Here is a 17,424-nt window from a genome sequence, read left to right as displayed (position 1 = left end):
CTTGAAGAAAAGGGAGCCCCGCCGCAGGTATAGTGAGGCCATTGCGCAGCGACAATGGGCGTCGTTGAAAATGGCTTTTGGAGCTTGCGGAACCTGCCCATGTTTGGCAATCGATTGACGGTCGCCGTCACGAAAGGCGTGTTGCACGGCATGTGTGCTGCATTGTGATATCGGGCCGGGGACCGTAGACTGACATGGTCGGCCGCTGCGGCCGCTAGAACGAGGAGAACGGATGGTCGCCGGTGCCTTGACCCAGGATGCCGAACTTCCGAACGTCGACCGGCAACGATGGCTGGCGCTGGCGGAGAAGGCGCTGGCCGGCGGGTCCTTCGAGGAAAAGCTCGTCTCGCATACGGACGACGCCATCCGCGTCGAGCCGCTCTACGAGCGTTCGGTAACCGCCGAGCCTGTCGTGCGCGCCAACCCGGGATCACCGTGGATCGTCAGCCAGCGCATCGACGATCCCGACATAGCCCGAGCCAGTGCGCAGGCGCTGGAAGACATCGCGCAGGGTGCTACCGGACTGTCGCTTGTCTTCGAAGGCGCGCCGAACGCCTTCGGCTACGGCTTGCCGAGGACGGCGGAGGCGCTGGAGGGCGTGCTCGACGGCGTGCCGCTCAACCGCATCCAGATCCGCATCGACGCCCATCCCTGGAGCCGAGCCGTGGCCGACTGGCTGGTGGCGTTTTTGACCAAGCGCCGCTCCGACCCGGCAAAGCTCAACCTCTCCTTCGGCATCGATCCGGCGGCGATCTTTGCCGGGACCGGCAAGCTACGCATGTCGATCGAGGCTTTGCAGGCTTCGATGCCGCAGTCGCTGGCGCATTTCTTTTCGATGGGCGTGCCCGGCGTGCTGCTGGAAGCCGACGGGCGGGTGTTCCACAATGCCGGCGCCACCGAGGCGCAGGAGCTTGGCACCATGCTCGCGTCGGCCGTCTCCTATCTGAGGCTGTTCGAGAAGGCGCGCCAGCCGCTTGTCTATGCGGCGCCGCATATCGGTTTTGCGCTGAGCGTCGACCAGGACCAGTTCGTTTCGACGGCCAAGGTCAGGGCATTGCGCAGGCTGTGGGCGCGTGTCCAGGAGGCCTGCTCGATACCGCCCTCCACCGCCAGCATCCATGCTGAAACCTCCTTCAGGATGATGACGGCGGCCGACCCTGAAACCAACATCCTGCGCACCACCATCGCCGCTTTTGCGGCTGCCGCCGGCGGCGCGGATTCGATCGCCATCCTGCCGCACACCATCGCGCACGGCCTGCCCGCGGGTTTTGCCCGCCGCGTTGCCCGCAACGCGCAATTGATCATGGCCAATGAAAGCCACATCGACCACGTCGCCGATCCGGCTTGCGGTTCGGGCGCCGTCGAAGCCCTGACTGCGGAGCTCTGCACGGCGGCCTGGCAAGAGTTCCAGCAGATCGAGGCGGAAGGTGGCGTGCTGTCCAGCCTTGAGCAAGGCGATATCCAGAAACGCGTCCAGGCAGCTTCCGCCCGCCGCAACGCTGCCTACCAGGCGGGCGAACGGGCGATCGTCGGCACGACGCTGCACCCACCGAAAACCGAGCGTCCTGTCGAGACGCTGGCGGCGGAGAGGCGGCCTGCCTTCACCGAAGGCGTTGCGGTGTGCGAGCCGCTGTTTCCGATCCGCATCGATCAGTCGATCGGAGCCGCACCATGATCCCGGATTTCAGCCAGATCGGCTGGTCGCCGCCACGGCGGGTTCCGGTCGAGGTCAAAGGTCAGCGGATGACGCCGGAAGGCATCGCCGTCAAGCATCTCTACAACCAGAGCGATCTCAAGGGCTTGCCGCACCTCGATACCTATCCGGGCCTGCCGCCTTTCGTGCGCGGCCCCTATCCGACGATGTATGTCCAGCAACCCTGGACGATCCGGCAATATGCCGGCTTCTCGACGGCCGAAGAGTCCAACGCCTTCTACCGGCGCAACCTTGCCGCCGGCCAGAAAGGCCTGTCGGTCGCCTTCGATCTCGCCACGCATCGCGGCTACGACAGCGACCATCCGCGCGTCGCCGGTGATGTCGGCATGGCCGGCGTCGCCATCGATTCCATTCTCGACATGCGCCAGCTGTTCGACGGCATCCCGCTTAACGAGATGACGGTATCGATGACGATGAACGGCGCGGTGCTGCCGATCATGGCGCTCTATATCGTGGCGGCGGAGGAACAGGGCGTCGCGCAGAAGGATCTCGCCGGGACCATTCAGAACGACATCCTGAAAGAGTTCATGGTGCGCAACACCTACATCTATCCGCCGAAACCTTCGATGCGGATCGTGTCGGACATTTTTTCCTACACCTCCAAGCACATGCCGAAGTTCAATTCGATCTCGATCTCCGGCTACCACATGCAGGAGGCAGGTGCGACGGCGGATCTCGAGCTCGCCTACACGATTGCCGACGGTATCGAATATGCGCGCGCCGGCGTCGCGGCCGGCCTCGACATCGACCGTTTCGCGCCGCGCCTTTCCTTCTTCTGGGCGATCGGCATGAACTTCTTCATGGAAGTCGCCAAGCTGAGAGCAGCCCGCCTTTTGTGGGCCAGCCTGATGCTGAAGAACTTTTCGCCTAAGGACGAGCGCTCGCTGTCGCTGCGCACCCATTGCCAGACTTCCGGTTGGTCGCTGACGGCGCAGGATCCCTACAACAACATCATCCGCACCATGATCGAGGCGATGGCGGCGACTCAAGGGCATACGCAGTCGCTGCACACCAATTCCTTCGACGAGGCAATGGCGCTGCCGACCGACCATTCGGCCCGCATCGCCCGCAACACACAGCTCATCCTGCAGAAGGAATCCGGCACGACGCGCATCATCGACCCGTGGGGCGGCTCCGCCCATCTCGAACGGCTGACGCATGATCTGGCGGCGCGTGCGCTTGCGCATGTCGAGGAGGTCGAGACCCTCGGCGGCATGGCCGCGGCGATCGAAAAGGGCCTACCGAAGCTGCGCATCGAAGAGGCTGCCGCGCGCACCCAGGCGCGCATCGATTCCGGCGAACAGATCGTGGTCGGCGTCAATGCCCACCAGCCCGGGACGGACATCGATGTCGACGTGCTGAAGATCGATAACGCCGAGGTCAGGGCACGGCAATTGTCGAAGCTGCAACGGCTGAAAGGCACGCGTGACGTCGCCGCCGTCGAGAGCGCGCTCGATGCGCTGACCCGTGCTGCCGGGAGTAACGGAAACCTGCTGGAATTCGCCATCCGGGCCGCACGCGCCAACGCCACGGTCGGCGAGATTTCGCTGGCGCTGGAAAAAGTCTTCGGCCGCCATGTCGCCTCGGTGCAGACGATCTCCGGCGTCTATCGCAACGCGCTCGGCGACAATCCAGTGGTCGACCGGCTGCAGGACAAGATCGTAGCGTTCGAGGAGAAGTCCGGCGGCAAGCCGCGCATTCTGGTCGCCAAAATGGGGCAAGACGGCCATGATCGCGGCCAGAAAGTAATCGCCACCGCCTTTACCGACCTCGGCTTCGACGTCACCGTCGGGCCGATGTTCCAGACGCCGGACGAGATCGCCAGGCTGGCGGTCGAGCATGACGTGCACATCGTCGGCGCCTCGTCGCTGGCGGCAGGCCATTTGACGCTTATTCCCGAACTCAAACAGGCGCTGAAGAAGCTCGGCCGCGACGACATGCTGATCGTCGCCGGCGGCGTCATCCCGCCGCAGGATTACGACGCGGTCCGGCAGGCAGGCGCCACTGAAATCTTCCCGCCCGGCACGGTCATCCCGGAAGCGGCGGACCGGCTGATGGACCGGCTGCTGCAGGCCGGCTGACGCGTTGTTATAATGTCTGTTGCAACGAAAACAGGCTGAGTTATAATCAGCGTTGCAACAGGATGTCTCACCATGAACACGACCATTCGCAAGATCGGCAATTCCGAAGGCGTGATCCTGCCGAAGGAAATTCTCGACCGCATGAACCTGAAGGCGGGCGACAGCATCGTCATCGTCCAGGAAGGCGATGAGCTTCGTCTGCGCCGCACCGAGGACACTGCTGAAGAATTCGAGCGCAAGATGAAGATCGCGCGCGAGCGGATGAAGAAGTATGAGGTTGCCTACCGCGCGCTCGCAAAATGACCGAGCATCATTTGCGGGAATTCGTGGAGGCGCTTCACGCCGAGCAGCTGCGCCTCCACGGCGGCGCAGCGGGCATCCGCGAGGAAGGAATGCTGGAGTCGGCGCTCTACAGGCCGCAGCAGAGGGAAATCTATGGCGAGCCCGATCTCTGTGAGCTGGCGTCCGCTTATCTTTTCGGTATCGCCAAAAACCATCCATTCGTCGACGGAAACAAGCGTACTGCTTTCGCGGCGGCCGACCTGTTCCTTTATTTCAATGGCTTGAGCATCGAAGCCGAGCAGGCGGACATTATTCAACTGGTCATGATGGTCGCCGCCGGCGAAATCGACGAGGCCGGCGCCGCGGCGTTCTTCCGCGATCATGTCGTCAAGCTCGAAGACTAATTGTCGGAGAGCTTGACGATCTCCCATTCCTTGCCATTGACCACGGCAACTTCGCCGACCTTCTTGCCGAACAGCGCCATCGCCATCGGCGACATATGGGAAATTGTCCCCTTGGCGGGATTTGCCTCATCCTCGCCGACGATCTTCCAGTGCACCTTCTTGCCGTCGTCGCTTTCCAGGGTGACGCCCATACCGAAGCGAACCATGTCGCTGCCCGGTTCCGGCACCGAAAGCTCGGCGCTTTCCCGCCGCGCCGTCCAATAGCGGAGGTCACGCGACACCAGCGCGATGCGCTCGCGGTCGGCCCTCTTTTCGGCTCTGCCCAGTTCGTCGCGCAGAGCGGCCACCTCCGCATCGATCAGCGCCAGGCCGCGTTCCGTCACCAGATTGCGGTGATGACTGATCGGCCGCTCGCCGATGCCGGCGATGGCGTTTTCGCTGTCTTCTTCGCGGGTGAAGGCCCTGCTCATCTATCGAACTTATGCCTGACGCGACGACTCCACAAGCCGTAGCCGGCGAACCGACGTCGGGGCCGATCCGGGCCGATCCTGTCTGGCACGAATCCTGCGGCGCGACCGTTGAACGCAAGGAATCTGTGCCGATGTTGAACAGACGAACGCTGCTTGCGCAGACCGCCGGCTTTGCCGTCATGGGGCTTTCGCTCGGCAAGGCCGCGGCGAAAAACCTGCCCGGCATCGAGAAAGCCGCGATACGTGGCGCCATCAACGCGACCGAGCTCGGCGTTCGGCCCGGCGCGCTTGACGACCAGAGCAAGGCTTTCACCAAGCTGCTGCGCGACGCGCACGACCACGACATGCCGGTGTTCCTGCCGCCGGGGATCTATATCGTTTCCAACCTGTCGCTGCCCGGCCGGGTACGCCTGTCTGGCGTGCCGGGCGCGTCGCGGATCGTCTACGGCGGCAACGGCCATCTCATCATGGCCGAACAGGCCGAGCATATCGAACTCAGCGGGCTGGTGTTCGACGGCAGCAACCGCTGGATGGGGGACTACACGCAAGGCCTGCTCGATCTGCGCCGCATCGCCCATCTGGTCGTCGACAACTGCCAGATGACCGGCAGCGGCAAGAACGGTCTGGCGCTCGAGCATGCCTCGGGCCGCATCGAGCGCTCGGAGATATCCGGTGCAGCCGATGCCGGCATCTATTCGGTTGAGGCCGATGGCCTGGAAATATCAGGCAATAGCGTCTGCGACTGCGCCAATGGCGGCATTCTCGTGCACCGCTGGCAGGCGGCGGAAGACGGCACGATCGTCAGCGGCAACCGCATCGAACGCATCCAGGCGCGCAGCGGCGGAACCGGCCAGAACGGCAACGGCATCAATGCCTTCCGCGCCGGCAACGTCATCATCTCCGGCAATATTGTTTCGGACTGCGCGTTTTCGGCGATCCGCGCCAACAGTGCCAGCAATTTGCAGATAGCCGGCAATACCTGCTCGCGCGCGGGCGAAACGGCCGTGTATTCCGAATTCTCATTCGAAGGAGCGGTCATCGGCAACAACATCGTCGATGGCGCCGCGAACGGCATTTCGATCGTCAATTTCAACGAGGGCGGCCGCATGGGCGTCTGCTCCGGCAACATTGTCCGCAATCTGTCGACCAGCGGCCCCTACCCTGCCGACGCGCCCGGCTTCGGCGTCGGCATCAGCGTCGAGGCAGACACCACCGTTGCCGGCAATGTCGTCGAGAATGCGCCGCTCTACGGCATGCAGATCGGCTGGGGACCGTTCATGCGCAATGTAGTCGCCACGGGAAATGTCATCCGCAAGGCGGGGACCGGCATCGTCGTCACCGTGGTCGAAGGTGCCGGAACGGCAATCATTTCCGACAATGTCATCGACGGGGTCCAGAACGGCGCGATCGTCGGCCAGCGCTGGGCCGAGCCGGTAACCGGCGACCTCGCCGCCTCAGGCAATGCCGGCTATGCGCATTTGACCGTCGAGCGCAATCACGTCAGTTGAGGGCGGCGGTGTGCCGGAGGGCGCCGACTTTGGCGCCGATCCGGCTTTCGATGGGCGGATTTGCCTGTTCGATCAGTTTCGCCGCCAGCGCGTGGTCGGCGTGCAAAAGCTTTGCCAGCACAGCCGCGACCATCACTTCAGCGGCGCGGCCGGCGCCATCGTCACATTTCAGCGCGATGCCAAGGCCAAGCTCCGGAACGGCGGCGCAAAAAACGCCTTCGGCGCCTCCCTTGACGAAAATCCGGCCCGGCGCTGCCTCCATCATCGCGACATCGGACCTGCCCGTGCCGGCGACGAAAAACGGCTCGGCCATGCAGGCGGAAAGCAGCCGCTCCGCCGCCCGGGCGCGCACCGGCTCGAAGCCGGCACCTGTCGCCATGCGGGCAAAGCCAAGGGCAAAGCTGCGCAGCGGCACGGCATAGGTCGGAATCGAGCAGCCGTCGGTGCCGCGGTGATCGGCGCCATGGGCAGCACCGGTCACCGCCTGCATCGCTTCGCGCACCATTTCCTGCGAGGCATGGCCAGCCTTGACGTAACCACGATGGGCGATGCCGCTGTGAACGCAGGTGCATAGGAAGCCTGAGTGCTTGCCGGAACAATTGTTGTGCAGCGCGTTCGGTACGCTGCCGGCGCGGGCAAGCGCCAGCGTCGCCCCATGGTTCGACGGCCAATGCGCGCCGCATTCGAGTGCCGTCTCGTCGAGGCCGGCCTTCGCCAGCATGGCCCTCGCGAGCTCGACATGTGGCGGCTCGCCGGAATGCGAGGCGCAGGCCAGCGCCAGCTCCCGATCACCGAAGCCGTAGGCATCGGCAGCGCCGCTCTCGACCAGCGGCAACGCCTGGATCGCCTTGACCGCCGAACGCGGGAACACCGGCTGTGCCGTGTCGCCGATCTCCCAGACAGGCTTGCCGTCGGCGTCGAATACGGAAACAGCGCCGCGATGCGCGCTCTCGACGATTGCGCCGCGCAAGACTTCGACCAGAACCGGATTTGTCATGTCACCTCCCGCAATGCGGGCGGGTTTATCTGATCCGGTCGAGAATGGAAACGTAGTTGGCGACCGCAGCACCACCCATGTTGAAGATGCCGCCGAGCTTCGCTCCCTGCACCTGGATGCCGCCCGCCTCGCCGACGAGCTGCATGGCGCTCAGCACATGCATCGATACGCCGGTGGCACCGATCGGATGGCCCTTGGCCTTCAGCCCGCCCGACGGATTGACCGGCAGCCTTCCATCTTTCGCCGTCTCGCCATCCAGGACCAGCTTGGCGCCCTCGCCCGGCTTTGCCAGGCCCATCGCCTCATACTCGATCAGTTCGGCGATGGTGAAACAGTCATGCGTCTCGACGAAGGACAGGTCGCCGAGCGTCACGCCCGCCTGCTTCAGCGCCTGGTTCCAGGCCTGCTCACAGCCTTCGAAGGCGAGAATGTCGCGCTTCGACATCGGCAGGAAATCCTGCACATGCTGATTGGCGCGGAAGGCGACGGCGCGGCGCATCTTCAGCGCTGTGGCCGTGTCGGCAAGGACAAGTGCGGCGGCTCCGTCCGACACCAGCGAGCAGTCTGTGCGCTTCAGCGGACCGGCGACGAACGGGTTCTTCTCGCTTTCCTGCCGGCAGAACTCGTAGCCGAAATCCTTGCGTATCTGCGCGTAGGGATTGTCGACGCCGTTCTTGTGGTTCTTGGCGGCGATCATCGCCAGCGCATCCGACTGGTCGCCGTAGCGCTGGAAATAGGCTTGGGCGATCTTGCCGAAGACGCCGGCGAAGCCTGCCGGCGTGTCACCGTCCTCCGGCAGATACGAGGCCTTGAGCAGGTTCTTTCCGATCTCGGGACCGGGCGTCGTCGTCATCTGCTCGGCGCCGACCACCAACACGATACGGGCGGCATTGGCGTCGATGGCGCGGATGCCTTGCCTGACCGCCGCCGAGCCGGTGGCGCAGGCGTTCTCGACGCGGGTCGCCGGCTTGAAGCGCAGCCGGTCGTCGGCCTGGAGGACCAGGCTCGCGGTGAAATCCTGGGCGGAAAACCCGGCGTTGAAGTGGCCGAGCACGATCTCGTCGACGTCATCCGGACCGATGCCGGCATGATCGAGCGCCTCGACTGCCACCTTGGTGATCAGGCCCTCCAACGTCTCGCCTTCGAGCTTGCCGAAGCGCGAATGCGCCCAACCGACGATGCATGCTGTCATGGCGATCTCCATCCTGTGGACCTGGGCCACGCGATACTGCGGCGCGCTCAGCATTGTTCAAGCATGAACCGTTCCGCCGGCTTCGTGAAGGGGCCAGAACCGCACAATCGCTTGATCTTGATCATCTGGTCATAGTGCCTGGCTTTTGCCAGCAAATCAGGCTGGATTTTTGTTGATTGATGCGTCAATAAAAAATAATCTTGCCCCAAAAGGCCGGAGCAGGAATGCCGAAACTCGGAATGGAGCCGTTGCGCCGCAGGGCGCTCATCGACGCAACGATCTCGGCGATCGGCGAGCGCGGCTCGCTTGATGTGACGATGTCGGAAATCGCCGGGCGTGCCGGCGTGTCCTCGGCGCTTGCCCACCATTATTTCGGTGCCAAGGACGAGTTGCTGTTGGCGACGATGCGGCACATCCTGAGCGAGCTCACCGCCGACACGCGCCGCGCGCTTCGCGCAGCCGGCTCGGCGCGCCAGCGCGTCTCGGCAGTGGTCGCGGTCAATTTCTCCGACATCCAGTTCCAGCCCGAAACGATCGCCGCATGGCTCGCCTTCTATGTCGAGGCGCAGAAATCGGCAGCACTTCGCCGGCTGCTCAGGGTCTATGCGCGGCGGCTGCATTCCAATCTGCTCAGCGGGCTGACCGGCATCCTGCCGAGAAGCGAGGCCGACCGGATCGCCGAAGCGACGGCGGCGCTGATCGACGGGCTCTATATCAGGCGCGCGCTGAAGGACGGCGTCCCCGATGCCGCGACCGCGATTGCACTGGTCGAGGACTATCTCGAAACGAAGCTCAGCGGACGGCAGAAGCAGTGACATCCAAGCGACCCAACATCCTGATCGTGATGGTCGATCAGCTCAACGGAACGCTGTTTCCGGATGGGCCGGCGGACTTCCTGCACGCGCCGCATCTGAAGGCGCTGGCCGCACGTTCGGCTCGTTTTTGTAACAATTACACCGCCTCGCCGCTCTGCGCGCCGGGCCGCGCCGCATTCATGAGCGGCCAGTTGCCGTCACGCACAGGGGTCTATGACAACGCCGCCGAATTCGTGTCTTCGATCCCGACCTTTGCTCATCATCTGCGCGCTGCCGGCTATCACACCTGCCTCTCCGGCAAGATGCATTTCGTCGGCCCGGACCAATTGCACGGTTTCGAAGAGCGGCTGACCACCGACATCTATCCGGCCGACTTCGGTTGGACGCCGGACTATCGCAAGCCCGGCGAGCGGATCGACTGGTGGTATCACAATCTCGGCTCGGTGAGCGGCGCCGGTACTGCCGAGATCACCAACCAGCTGGAATATGACGACGAGGTCGCCTTCCATGCGGTGCAGAAGCTTTATGATTTTGCCCGCGTCTCCGACGACGCCGCACATCGCCCCTGGTGCTTGACTGTTTCCTTCACCCATCCGCACGATCCCTACGTCGCACGGCGGCGCTACTGGGACCACTACGAGGATTGCCCGGCGCTCGAGCCGGAGGTCGGCTTCATTCCTTATGACAGGCAGGACCCGCATTCGCAGCGGCTCTACCGCGCCAGCGACTATGACAGGTTCGACATCACCACGGAGCAGATCCGCCGCGCGCGGCGCGGCTATTTCGCCAACATCTCATATCTCGACGACAAGCTCGGCGAATTGCTGTCCGTGCTCGAGCTTACGCGCATGCTCGACGACACAATCATCCTGTTCTGCTCGGACCATGGCGACATGCTCGGCGAGCGCGGCCTGTGGTTCAAGATGTGCTTCTTCGAAGGTTCGGCGCGGGTGCCTCTGATGATCGCCGGCAACGGCATCGCCGCCGGCCTTATCGAGACGCCGGTCTCCAACCTCGACGTGACGCCGACGCTTTGCGACCTCGCCGGCATCGACATCAGCGCGATTGCGCCGTGGACCGACGGCCAATCGCTGCTGCCGCTGCTGAACGGAAAGAAACGCTCCGCGCCGGTGCTGATGGAATATGCTGCCGAAGGCTCCAACGCCCCGATCGTGGCGATGCGCGAGGGCCGCTACAAATTCATCCATTGCGAGATCGACCCGCCGCAACTGTTTGATCTTGAATCGGATCCGCGGGAATTGACCAACCTCGCCGCCGATCCGGCCAATGCGGCTTTGGTGGCCGCTTTCACCGACAAGGTGCGGGCGCGCTGGGACATGGCTGCGTTCGACGCGGCGGTGCGTGCCAGCCAGGCACGCCGCTGGGTGGTCTACCCGGCGCTGCGCAACGGCACCCATTACCCCTGGGAATTCCAGCCGCTCCAGAAGGCATCGGAGCGCTACATGCGCAACCATATGAACCTCGACCTGCTCGAAGAGCAGAAGCGCTTTCCGCGAGGCGAATGATGACAGATAGTCTCCTCCCCTCGCTCGACCATCTCAGGCAGGCCTATGCCGTCACCTCGAAGGCGACGCAGATCACGCCGCTGCTGGAATCGGCGGCACTCGCCCGCGAGACCGGCGCCGCCCGCGTCTTCGTCAAGGCCGAGTCGCTGCAATGGGCTGGATCGTTCAAGGTGCGCGGCGCCTATTGGCGGCTGAAGCGGCTGTCGCCCGATGAAGCCAAAAATGGCGTCGTCGCCTACTCCTCCGGCAATTTCGCGCAAGGGCTGGCGGCGGCGGGCCAGGCGCTTGGCATTCCCGTCACCATCGTCATGCCGATCGACGCGCCTGCCGCCAAACGCGATGCCACGTCGGGCTATGGCGCCCGCGTCGTGCTGACCGACCATGGCGAGCGCGCGCGTGAGGAAGTCGCTGCCGCCAAGGCGCGCGAGATCGCCGCGAGCGAAGGCCTGGCGCGGCTGCACCCGTTCGACGATCCGGAGATCGTCGCCGGCCAGGCCGGTGCCGGGCTGGAGGCACTCGACCAGCTCGCCGCCAGGCAGGTCGAGGCCGATCTCTTGTTCTGCTCGGTCGGCGGCGGCGGCCTGATCGGCGGTGTTTCGCTGGCCTTCCACTACCTGTCGCCAACCACGAAGATCATCGGCGTGGAGCCGGAAGGTTTTGACGGCATGGGCTCGTCGTTGGCGCATGGCGCCATCGAAACCATGCCGATCGGGCCGAAATCGATCTGCGATGGGCTGATGTCGCGGCGGCCCGGCGACGCGCCGTTCGCAGCGGTGAAGGCCGCCGGCGTTCGCGGCGTCACCGTCGACGATGCTTCGGTGCGGCGCGCCATGCAAATCGCCTTCGAGCGGCTGAAGTTGGTGCTCGAACCTTCGGGCGCTGCTTCGCTCGCGGCACTGCTGGGCGGCAAGGTCGACGTGACCGCCAAGACCGTTCTCGTAATGGCAACCGGCGGCAACGTCTCGCTGGCCGATTTCATTGCGCATATGAACCATGGGCGCGCATGAACCATGCTTGAAGCGGATTTCGTCATTATCGGCTCCGGCTCGGCCGGTTCGGCCATGGCCTACCGGCTGTCGGAGGACGGCAAGCATTCGGTGATCGTCATCGAATATGGCGGCAGCGATATCGGGCCGCTGATCCAGATGCCGTCGGCGCTGTCGATCCCGCTCAATATGAGCCTCTACGACTGGGGCTTTGCCAGCGAGCCGGAGCCGCATCTCGGCGGCCGCGTGCTGGCGACGCCGCGCGGCAAGGTGATCGGCGGCTCGTCGTCGATCAACGGCATGGTCTATGTGCGCGGCCATGCCCGCGACTTCGACCACTGGGCCGAACAGGGCGCGGCCGGCTGGGGCTTTGCCGACGTGCTCCCCTATTTCAAGCGCATGGAGGACAGCGCAGGCGGCGAGGATGGCTGGCGCGGCCATGGCGGGCCGCTGACTGTGCAGCGCGGCTCGAGAACGAACCCACTCTATGGCGCCTTCGTCGAGGCAGGCCGTCAGGCCGGCTTCGAGCTGACCGACGACTATAACGGCGCGAAGCAGGAAGGCTTTGGGCCGATGGAGCAGACCATTCGCCGCGGCCGTCGCTGGTCAGCGGCGAGCGCTTATCTGAGGCCGGCGCTGAGGCGGAAAAATGTCAGCCTGGTCAAGGGTTTCGCCCGGCGGGTAATCATCGAGAATCAACGCGCCACCGGCGTCGAGATCGAAGTGCGCAAACGGATTCAGGTGGTCAGAGCGCGGCGCGAGGTGATCGTTGCCGCGTCCTCGATCAACTCGCCCAAGATCCTGATGCTGTCCGGCATCGGCCCCGGCCAGCACCTTAGGGAGAACGGCATCCCGGTGATCGCCGACCGGCCCGGCGTCGGCCGCAATCTGCAGGACCATATGGAACTCTACATCCAGCAGGAATCGACAAAGCCGATCACGCTGAACTCGGTGCTGAACCCGTTTTCGAAGGCGCTGATCGGGGCACAATGGCTGTTCTTCAAGTCCGGCCTCGGCGCCACCAATCATTTCGAGGCGGCCGCCTTCGTGCGCTCGCGCGCCGGCGTCGATTATCCCGATATCCAGTATCACTTCATCCCGGCCGCCGTCCGCTATGACGGCAAGGCGGCGGCGAAGGCGCATGGTTTCCAGGCGCATGTCGGGCCGATGCGGTCGAAGTCGCGCGGTTCGGTCACGCTGCGCTCGCCCGATCCCAGATCGAAGCCGGTGATCCGCTTCAACTACATGTCGCATCCGGACGACTGGACGGAGTTCCGTCACTGCATCCGGCTGACCCGCGAGATCTTCGGGCAAGCAGCCTTCGATCCCTACCGCGGCAAGGAACTGTCGCCGGGTTCACATGTACAATCGGATGAGGAGCTCGACGCCTTCATCCGCGACCACGCCGAAAGCGCCTACCACCCTTGCGGCACCTGCAAGATGGGCCGTGCCGACGATGCGATGAGCGTCGTCGATCCGGAATGCCGCGTCATCGGCGTCGAAGGGCTGCGGGTCGCCGATTCCTCGATCTTTCCACGCGTCACCAACGGCAACCTCAACGCGCCGTCGATCATGACCGGCGAGAAGGCCGCCGACCACATTCTCGGGCGTACGCCGCTGCCACCGTCCAACCAGGAACCATGGATCAATCCGCGCTGGCAGGCGTCGGACAGATAGGCCATGATCCGGCGGACGCATATTCTGCATGCCGCGAAAAGACGATTTGGAGAACAGTCATGCGCGCCCAGCCAACGGCATCGCATTATGTCAACGGCCGCTATATCGACGACGAGCGCGGCGCGCCCCTGCCGGTCATCTATCCGGCAACCGGCGAGACCATCGCCATGCTGCGCTCGGCGACACCGAACGTGCTGGAGCTCGCGATCGAGGCGGCGCGTGCGGCACAACCGGCCTGGGCGCGGCTGAAGCCGGTCGAACGCGGCCGCATCCTGCGCCGCGCCGCCGACATTTTGCGGGCGCGCAATGCCGATCTGGCGCGCATCGAGACGCTGGATACCGGTAAGCCGATCCAGGAGACGCTGGTTGCCGACGCCCCGTCGGCGGCGGATTGCCTGGAATATTTCGGCGGCGCCGTCGCCGCCTTTAATGGCGAGGCTGTCGATCTCGGCGGACCCTTTGCCTATACCAGGCGCGAGGCGCTCGGCGTCTGCGTCGGCATCGGCGCCTGGAACTACCCGATCCAGATCGCCGGCTGGAAATCCGCACCCGCCCTCGCCATGGGCAATGCGATGGTGTTCAAACCGTCGGAGAACACGCCGCTTTCAGCGCTGGCGCTCGCCGAGATCTACACCGAGGCCGGTCTGCCCGACGGGTTGTTCAACGTCGTGCAAGGCTTTGGCGATGTCGGCGCCGGCCTTGTCGGACATGATGTCGTCGCCAAGGTCTCGGTGACTGGCTCGGTGCCGACCGGCCGCAAGGTGCTGTCGCACGCCGGCTCAAAGATGAAGCACGCGACGATGGAGCTCGGCGGCAAGTCGCCGCTGATCGTCTTCGATGACGCCAACCTCGAAAATGCCATCGGCGGCGCCATGCTCGGCAATTTCTATTCGACCGGCCAGATCTGCTCCAACGGCACGCGGGTGTTCGTGCAGAGCAGCATCCATGACCGTTTCGTCGAGAGGCTGACCGAACGGACGAAGAAAATCCGCATTGGCGATCCGCTCGATCCGGACACGCAGATGGGGCCGCTGGTCTCGAAGGCGCAGCACGACAAGGTGGTCTCTTACATCGAGGCCGGCAAGCAGGATGGCGCGGTGCTCGCCTGCGGCGGCAATGTGCCTTCGCTGCAGGGCTTCCAGGGTGGGTTCTTCGTCGAGCCGACGGTGTTCACCGGTGTCACGGACACAATGCGCATCGCCCGCGAGGAGATTTTCGGGCCAGTTATGAGCGTGCTGAAATTCGACAGCGAGGACGAGGTGATCGATCGCGCCAACGACACCGAATTCGGCCTCGCCGCCGGCGTGTTCACACGCGACCTGCAGCGCGCCCACCGCGTCATCGCCGAATTGCAGGCCGGCACCTGCTGGATCAACGCCTACAATCTGACGCCGGTCGAAATCCCCTTCGGCGGCTTCAAGCAGTCCGGCATCGGCCGCGAGAATTCGCTCGCGGCACTGGCGCTCTATTCGCAGCTGAAGTCGGTCTATGTCGAGACGGGGGATGTCGCCAGCCCGTACTGATCCTTGCGGGCCGTGCCGTCGAGATACTGGGTCAGCGCGCAGACCAGATGATAGAAGATGCTGGCCGGCACCTCGCTTGCCAGCGAGCGGCCACGCTCGTCGATGCGGTCGATCCACAGGCCGAGCGGTGCCGGATTGATGTGCCAGCGGAACAGCCGGCCGACACGCGCCTCGATTTCCGGCTTCAGGTCGGGACCGCCCGAACCGTCCAGCGCGATCGCCGCCTTGATCGCTTCGGCCTGCGGCCAGCTGCGCGAGACGCGGTCGAGCGGCAGTCCTTGCCGGGAAACCGCGCCGTAGGCGAGGCCTGTAGCGCGGTTCAGGCCATTGGCAATCGCCGACGCATAAAGTTTCCGGGCGAGCCCGGTCAAGCCGCTCTGGCCGCTGCGCCCGGCGAAGTCGACCAGCAGCGAGGCCCATTCGAAATGATGGCCAGGTTCGGTCCACGTGCCCTTCTCGCCAGGGGCCGGCCGCCATTCATGGTCGAAATACTCACCCAGCGTCCAGCTTTCCGGGTCGAAGAAATGGCTGCGGAACAGATCGACGATGCGCGCGGCGCGGCGAAGGTAGGCGCGTTCGCCGGTCGCCTGATGCCAGGCCAGGAATGCCTCGAGCAGATGCATATGCGGGTTGGAGCGGCGCTCGCCCTCGCTGCTCGAGGTCTCGCGGAAGCCTGTCAGGCGCTCGTCCTCGAGATGCGCGTCGATGAACGCAAAGGTCTCCTCGCCAAGCCGCAAGGCATCGGGATTGCCGCACATATGGGCATGCGCCAGCGCCAGGAGCACGCAGGAATGGTCATAGGCATCCTCGGCGGCGTCGGCGACGGTGCCGTCGATGTTGAGCGTGCGTACCCAGCCGCCATTGTCGGTACGTCCGTGCCTGGCCATGAATTCGAGGCCGTGGCTGATCAGCCGATCGGCCGGGCCGTTCCAGCCGCGCGCCTTGGCGACGGCGAAGGCGTAGATCTGCCTGGCCTGCGTGCGCATGCGTTTGGGTTTCATCAGCGGGGAGGCATCGAAGCCGAGCGCCTCGTGGAACCCGCCATGGCGCTCATCGACGCCGACCGTCGACCACAACGGCACCGTCTCCTCGAACAGCCAATGGTGCACGCGACGCTGCCAGGCGCCGCTTTCGATGACGCGGTCGTCGGCGGGCGTGAACCTGGTCTCGAGGCGGCCGCTTTTTTCGAGCTGCTCGACGATCTTCTTGACGTTCTGGCTGTGGCTGACCGGCGCGACGAAAGTGGCGTCGGCGGTCGACACGATGGCGACGTCCTTCAGGCCTATGGCCGACAGCAGGCGGCCGTCGCTGCGGATATAGGAGTTTTCGCAATCGATGGCGACGACATCGCCGACAATGACATTGCCCTGAGTGTCGGAGGGGCCGACGTCGAGCAGCGATTGCCAGGAGCCGAGATCGTTCCAGCGAAAGCCGGCCGGCACCATGGCGATGCCGCTGGCGCGCTCCATGATCGCATAGTCGATCGATGTCGATGGGATGGCGGCATAGAGCTCCAGAGGCATGTAGAGGCCGGAAAGGTCCGATGTCGCAGCCTGGTAGGCAGCCTCGGTGGCGCTCCAGATGTCGGGCTGGAAGGCCATGAACGCATCGCGCATGGCACTGGCGCGAAACAGGAAGATGCCGGTGTTCCAGTAGAAATTGCCGGCCTCGAGATAGCTCTGCGCCGTGGCGAGATCGGGTTTTTCGACGAAACGCGAGACATCGCAGATGCCATCGCGCTCGCCGGCCACCTCGATGTAGCCATAACCGGTCTCGGGTTGGGCGGGCTTGATGCCGAACACCACCAGCCTGCCTTGGCGCGCGGCCGCCGTGCCGGCCTCGACGCTGCGCCAGAATTGCTGCGCGGTCGCGATCTCATGGTCGGACGGCACCACCAGCACCAAGCTGTCGCCGAATTCCGACAGCGTGCGCAGGCTTGCCAAAGCGACGGCCGCGGCAGTGTTGCGTCCGGTCGGCTCGAACAGCGGGCCGCCGCCGGAAAGCTCGTGACCGGCAATGTCGGCATGAACGCGGTCGGCGTGCCTTTCCGAGGCAATCAGGAAAACCGGCGTTTCGCCCTCCGGCCGCGCGGTCAGCCGGCGCAGCGTCTTGGCCAGCATCGAGCCGTCGCCGGAGAAATCATGAAACTGCTTGGGATTGTCCTCGCGCGACAGCGGCCACAGCCGCGAGCCGACGCCGCCGCTCATCACAAAACTGACGATCCGTTCGGTCATGAAAACAAGCCTCGT

At 64.5% G+C, this 17,424-nt stretch carries 14 protein-coding genes; 10 read left to right on the top strand and 4 right to left on the bottom strand.

Annotated elements, in window-relative coordinates; genetic code table 11:
• Window positions 1-232 precede the first annotated feature (232 nt).
• From AC0L2Y_RS05435 to AC0L2Y_RS05420, 4 genes are all read left to right on the top strand, one after another.
• Entirely contained in the window at window positions 233-1,675 is a 1,443-nt protein-coding gene (locus tag AC0L2Y_RS05435) for a methylmalonyl-CoA mutase subunit beta (protein WP_473554413.1), read from the top strand.
• Window positions 1,672-3,795 (top strand): methylmalonyl-CoA mutase, encoded by a 2,124-nt coding sequence (gene scpA, locus AC0L2Y_RS05430; protein ID WP_473554410.1) that lies wholly within the window; start codon window positions 1,672-1,674, stop codon window positions 3,793-3,795. Before AC0L2Y_RS05435 ends, scpA begins: the two co-directional genes overlap by 4 nt.
• A 72-nt stretch (window positions 3,796-3,867) precedes the next feature.
• On the top strand, window positions 3,868-4,098 hold the full coding sequence (locus tag AC0L2Y_RS05425; protein ID WP_352501761.1) for an AbrB/MazE/SpoVT family DNA-binding domain-containing protein: 231 nt from the start codon (window positions 3,868-3,870) through the stop codon (window positions 4,096-4,098).
• Entirely contained in the window at window positions 4,095-4,481 is a 387-nt protein-coding gene (locus tag AC0L2Y_RS05420) for a type II toxin-antitoxin system death-on-curing family toxin (protein ID WP_473554408.1), read from the top strand. Before AC0L2Y_RS05425 ends, AC0L2Y_RS05420 begins: the two co-directional genes overlap by 4 nt.
• On the opposite strand, the gene AC0L2Y_RS05415 is transcribed toward AC0L2Y_RS05420, so the two are convergent.
• A complete protein-coding gene (locus tag AC0L2Y_RS05415; protein ID WP_352665866.1) occupies window positions 4,478-4,951 on the bottom strand; it encodes a GreA/GreB family elongation factor in 474 nt (157 codons plus the stop codon). The two genes, AC0L2Y_RS05420 and AC0L2Y_RS05415, sit on opposite strands and share 4 nt — an antisense overlap.
• A 131-nt stretch (window positions 4,952-5,082) precedes the next feature.
• Here AC0L2Y_RS05415 and AC0L2Y_RS05410 point away from each other — a divergent pair, with 131 nt between their 5' ends.
• On the top strand, window positions 5,083-6,459 hold the full coding sequence (locus AC0L2Y_RS05410) for a TIGR03808 family TAT-translocated repetitive protein (RefSeq protein WP_473554405.1): 1,377 nt from the start codon (window positions 5,083-5,085) through the stop codon (window positions 6,457-6,459).
• On the opposite strand, the gene AC0L2Y_RS05405 is transcribed toward AC0L2Y_RS05410, so the two are convergent.
• Window positions 6,452-7,456: an asparaginase gene (locus AC0L2Y_RS05405; protein ID WP_473554403.1), complete on the bottom strand. Its 1,005-nt coding sequence runs from the start codon at window positions 7,454-7,456 to the stop codon at window positions 6,452-6,454. The two genes, AC0L2Y_RS05410 and AC0L2Y_RS05405, sit on opposite strands and share 8 nt — an antisense overlap.
• A gap of 25 nt (window positions 7,457-7,481) precedes the next feature.
• A complete protein-coding gene (locus AC0L2Y_RS05400) occupies window positions 7,482-8,648 on the bottom strand; it encodes an acetyl-CoA acetyltransferase (RefSeq protein ID WP_473554400.1) in 1,167 nt (388 codons plus the stop codon).
• Window positions 8,649-8,872: 224 nt separating this feature from the next.
• On the opposite strand from AC0L2Y_RS05400, the gene betI reads away from it, so the two are divergent.
• The 5 genes from betI to betB are packed head-to-tail and all read left to right on the top strand — an operon-like array spanning window position 8,873 to window position 15,175.
• Complete coding sequence (betI, locus tag AC0L2Y_RS05395) at window positions 8,873-9,463, top strand: choline-binding transcriptional repressor BetI (RefSeq protein WP_473554398.1); 591 nt, start codon at window positions 8,873-8,875, stop codon at window positions 9,461-9,463.
• Complete coding sequence (gene betC, locus AC0L2Y_RS05390; RefSeq protein WP_352490809.1) at window positions 9,460-10,989, top strand: choline-sulfatase; 1,530 nt, start codon at window positions 9,460-9,462, stop codon at window positions 10,987-10,989. Before betI ends, betC begins: the two co-directional genes overlap by 4 nt.
• Window positions 10,989-11,996: a threonine/serine dehydratase gene (locus AC0L2Y_RS05385; RefSeq protein ID WP_473554395.1), complete on the top strand. Its 1,008-nt coding sequence runs from the start codon at window positions 10,989-10,991 to the stop codon at window positions 11,994-11,996. The genes betC and AC0L2Y_RS05385 overlap by 1 nt, the downstream gene beginning before the upstream one ends.
• 3 nt (window positions 11,997-11,999) lie before the next feature.
• Window positions 12,000-13,652, top strand: a complete 1,653-nt coding sequence (gene betA, locus AC0L2Y_RS05380) for a choline dehydrogenase (protein WP_473554393.1) — start codon at window positions 12,000-12,002, stop codon at window positions 13,650-13,652.
• A gap of 59 nt (window positions 13,653-13,711) precedes the next feature.
• Window positions 13,712-15,175: a betaine-aldehyde dehydrogenase gene (gene betB / locus AC0L2Y_RS05375; RefSeq protein WP_473554390.1), complete on the top strand. Its 1,464-nt coding sequence runs from the start codon at window positions 13,712-13,714 to the stop codon at window positions 15,173-15,175.
• Here betB and AC0L2Y_RS05370 read toward each other — a convergent pair.
• Complete coding sequence (locus AC0L2Y_RS05370; protein ID WP_473554388.1) at window positions 15,139-17,409, bottom strand: AGE family epimerase/isomerase; 2,271 nt, start codon at window positions 17,407-17,409, stop codon at window positions 15,139-15,141. The genes betB and AC0L2Y_RS05370 overlap by 37 nt on opposite strands.
• Window positions 17,410-17,424: the final 15 nt, after the last annotated feature.

Source organism: Mesorhizobium sp. WSM4830, from assembly GCF_055811495.1.
This window is presented reverse-complemented; position numbering and strand designations above follow the sequence as displayed.